General features: G+C 75.2%; 4 protein-coding genes. All 4 read left to right on the forward strand.

Going from position 1 to position 3233, the window contains the following annotated elements; genetic code table 11:
* Positions 1–367 precede the first annotated feature (367 nt).
* A complete protein-coding gene (locus tag AB0912_RS35800) occupies positions 368–1021 on the forward strand; it encodes a TIGR02234 family membrane protein (RefSeq protein WP_366707505.1) in 654 nt (217 codons plus the stop codon).
* A gap of 179 nt (positions 1022–1200) precedes the next feature.
* Positions 1201–1446 carry an HGxxPAAW family protein gene (locus AB0912_RS35805; protein WP_366707507.1) on the forward strand — a complete coding sequence of 82 codons (246 nt, stop codon included), beginning with the start codon at positions 1201–1203 and terminating at the stop codon, positions 1444–1446.
* A 94-nt stretch (positions 1447–1540) separates the two neighbouring features.
* On the forward strand, positions 1541–2080 hold the full coding sequence (locus AB0912_RS35810; protein WP_366707509.1) for a DUF2752 domain-containing protein: 540 nt from the start codon (positions 1541–1543) through the stop codon (positions 2078–2080).
* Between the two features lie 169 nt (positions 2081–2249).
* Positions 2250–3059, forward strand: coding sequence for an indole-3-glycerol phosphate synthase TrpC (gene trpC, locus AB0912_RS35815; protein ID WP_366707511.1), 810 nt, complete (start codon positions 2250–2252; stop codon positions 3057–3059).
* Positions 3060–3233: the final 174 nt, after the last annotated feature.

Genomic DNA, 3233 nt, shown 5'->3' on the forward strand with positions numbered 1-3233 from the left:
TCCGCCTTGCAGCTGCACGCACCCTGCCCCGCTCGGCCCAGCCGACAAGGCGCCGCACTCCGGCGCCACCTGATCCAAACGACACGCCCTAGCCCCGGCCGGCCACCCGCCCTCCCCGGCCGACCCCTGGTCCCGCCCCGGCCGGCCGACCGCTCAGCCTCACCGCGAGCCGGCCGATCAGCCCCGCCGCCGGCCGGCCGGACCGGTGCGCGACGGCCCGCCCCGGGCGCATCCCCGGCCGGCAGGCGCCCCGCCTCCGTGGGCAGTTGAGGGTGCCCCCGGGCGGCCTCGGGTCCGTACAGTCGCGGGCAATAGGACGAGGGTCACGTGAACCCCGGGTGACGGTTCGACCCGGGTTCAGGCGATAGTGGAGTACGTGACTGCTGTACCTCACCCCCGATCCGAAGCCGCCGGACCCTCCCGGTCCGGCCGCCGCAGCCTTGGCGTGGCCCTGCTGAGCGGTGCGCTCGGCGCGGCCGTGGCCCTGCTGTCCACCCGGCAGAGCTGGGCGGAGGGGACCGTGACCGTGGCCGGCGGCGCCTTCCCGCTGACCGCCAAGGGCAGCGACGTCACGGGTGTGCCCGCCGCGCTCGCGATAGTCGGCCTCGCCGCGCTCGTCGCCGTCTTCGCCGTCCGCCGCTCCGGCCGTCTTCTCGTCTCAGCGCTGCTCGCGCTCTCCGGGGCGGGCACGGTCGTCGCGGCCGTGCTCGGCGCGGGCGACAGCTCCGCCCTCGACGAGCAGGCCGCCGCCGCGTCCGGCAACACCGCCGCCACCGCCGCCGGCCTCAGCCACACCGCCTGGCCGTACGTGGCCGCGGCGGGCGGCGCGCTCATCCTCCTCGCGGGCCTGCTCGCCGTGCGCTACGGCCGGCTGTGGCCCGCCATGTCCGGCCGCTACGAGCGCGACGGCACCCCCCGGCCCCGTAGGACCAGGCCCGTGGACCCGGACCGGCCCGAGGACCTCTGGAAGGCCCTGGACCGCGGCGAGGACCCGACCGGCCCGGACCCCGCCGGGACCTGAGCCCCGGCCTCCCGGGACCCGCGTACCCACGCCGAGGACCCCGCGCCCCGGGCCGCGCGTCCCGGACCGGCCGGACCGACGCGCGAGGGACGACCCCCGGCTCACGGCGGACCCGTCCGTACGGGACAATGGACGCGAGCGTCCGACTCACACACGCATACAGCAACGAGGAGCAAGTCATGGCGGGCAGCAGCCACGGTCACACCCCGGCCGCCTGGACCGGTGTCATCATCGCCTTCATCGGTTTCTGCGTCGCGGGCGCCTTCATGGTGATGGCCGAGCCGCTGGGCTTCTGGGCCGGCCTGGTCGTCGTCGCCCTCGGCGGTGTCGTCGGCCTGATCATGCGGAGCATGGGCCTGGGACAGCCGAAGGACTCCTCCCCGCAGGTCGTGCGCACCCGGGAGACCGCGAGCGCCGACGCCTGATCCGCGAAGGTTTCGCCCGAGAGGCGGTCCCGGCACACCCGCCGGGGCCGCCTCTCGTGTACCGGGCGCGCGTCCGCCGCGCGCGCCGGGCAGAATGCGTCGGGTGAACGCCGAATCCCACAGGGTGACGCCGGCCGCGAGCCCCGGCCCCCGGACCACCCCCGGCACCGAGGCCGGGGCCTCGCCCCGGGACCGGGCCCACCCCGCCCCCGGAGCCCCGCCGGCTCCGGCCGCCGGGGGCGTCCTGCGGCGGCTCGCCGTCCCGGCCGGGATGCTCGCGGTCGTCGTCGGCGCCTTCGCCTACGTCGGCGCCGTCGACCCCAACCAGCCCGGCCACTACCCGGTCTGCCCGCTGCTGCGCCTCACCGGCGTGTACTGCCCCGGCTGCGGCGGGCTGCGCAGCGCGCACGCCGTCGCGCACGGGGACTTCGCCGCGGCGCTCACGGACAACGCGCTCGCCGTCGCCGGCTACCTCGTCTTCGCCGTCGTATGGGCCTTCTGGGTGATCCGCGTGGTGCGCGGACGCCCCGCGCGGATCGACCTCGGGCCGGTCCACCTGTGGACCGTGGGAGCGTTGACGCTGGTCTTCACCGTTGTCCGGAACCTGCCCTTCGGTGGCTGGTTGCATCCTTGATCAAATGGCGAATGTCCAGGTAGTGGGACCGGCGTCAACCGGATGCGAGGGCTACGCCGTCCTGCGGATACCATCGCAGTGACCCACTTTTCTTTTCCGTCAGCGACGGTGAACCCGGGTCGACAGCTCGACCGCTTCAACCGTCCACCGCAGGAAGGGGGCCGCTCGCGTGAGTGTGCTCGACGAGATCATCGACGGAGTCCGTGCCGACCTCGCGGAGCGGCAGGCGCGGGTCAGCCTCGACGAGCTCAAGGAGCGCGCGGCGAAGGCTCCCGCCGCCAAGGACGGCGTGGCCGCCCTGCGCGGTGACGGCGTCAAGGTCATCTGCGAGGTCAAGCGGTCCAGTCCCTCCAAGGGCGCGCTCGCCGCGATCGCCGACCCGGCGGCCCTGGCCGCCGACTACGAGGCGGGCGGCGCGGCCGTCATCTCCGTCCTCACCGAACAGCGCCGCTTCGGCGGCTCGCTCGCCGACCTGGAGGCCGTCCGCGCCCGGGTGGACATCCCGGTGCTGCGCAAGGACTTCATCGTCACGTCGTACCAGCTCTGGGAGGCCCGCGCGTACGGCGCGGACCTGGCGCTGCTCATCGTCGCGGCCCTGGACCAGCCCGCCCTGGAGTCCCTCATCGAGCGCGCCGAGTCCATCGGGCTCACCCCGCTGGTCGAGGTGCACGACGAGGACGAGGTCGAGCGCGCGGTCGACGCCGGCGCGAAGGTCATCGGGGTCAACGCGCGCGACCTGAAGACGCTGAAGGTCGACCGCACCACCTTCGAGCGCGTCGCCCCCGAGATCCCGGCCGACCTGGTCAAGATCGCCGAGTCCGGGGTCCGCGGCCCGCACGACCTGATCGCGTACGCCAACGCGGGCGCCGACGCGGTCCTGGTCGGCGAGTCCCTGGTCACCGGCCGCGACCCGAAGACCGCCGTCTCCGACCTCGTGGCCGCCGGCGCCCACCCGGCGCTGCGGCACGGACGGGACTGACCCGCAGGTGACCACCCCGGCCCTCGCCCCCGCCGTACCCCGTCCGGGCTCCCGCCCCGACGGCGTGGCGGCGTGCGCGGGGCTTCGTCGTCGGCATCCTGTCGGTGATCGGCTTCCTGGGCGGTGGCCTCGTCGCCGTCTATCTGCTCCCGGTGATCTGGGGCTGGGCGACCG

It is taken from the genome of Streptomyces sp. NPDC007084 (assembly GCF_040703595.1).
In the GTDB taxonomy this organism is placed as follows: domain Bacteria; phylum Actinomycetota; class Actinomycetes; order Streptomycetales; family Streptomycetaceae; genus Streptomyces.

Coding starts and splice junctions, on each gene's coding strand:
- AB0912_RS35810 (WP_366707509.1), top strand. CDS start 1,541: ATGCGTCGGGTGAACGCCGAATCCCACAGGGTGACGCCGGCCGCGAGC.
- AB0912_RS35805 (WP_366707507.1), top strand. CDS start 1,201: ATGGCGGGCAGCAGCCACGGTCACACCCCGGCCGCCTGGACCGGTGTC.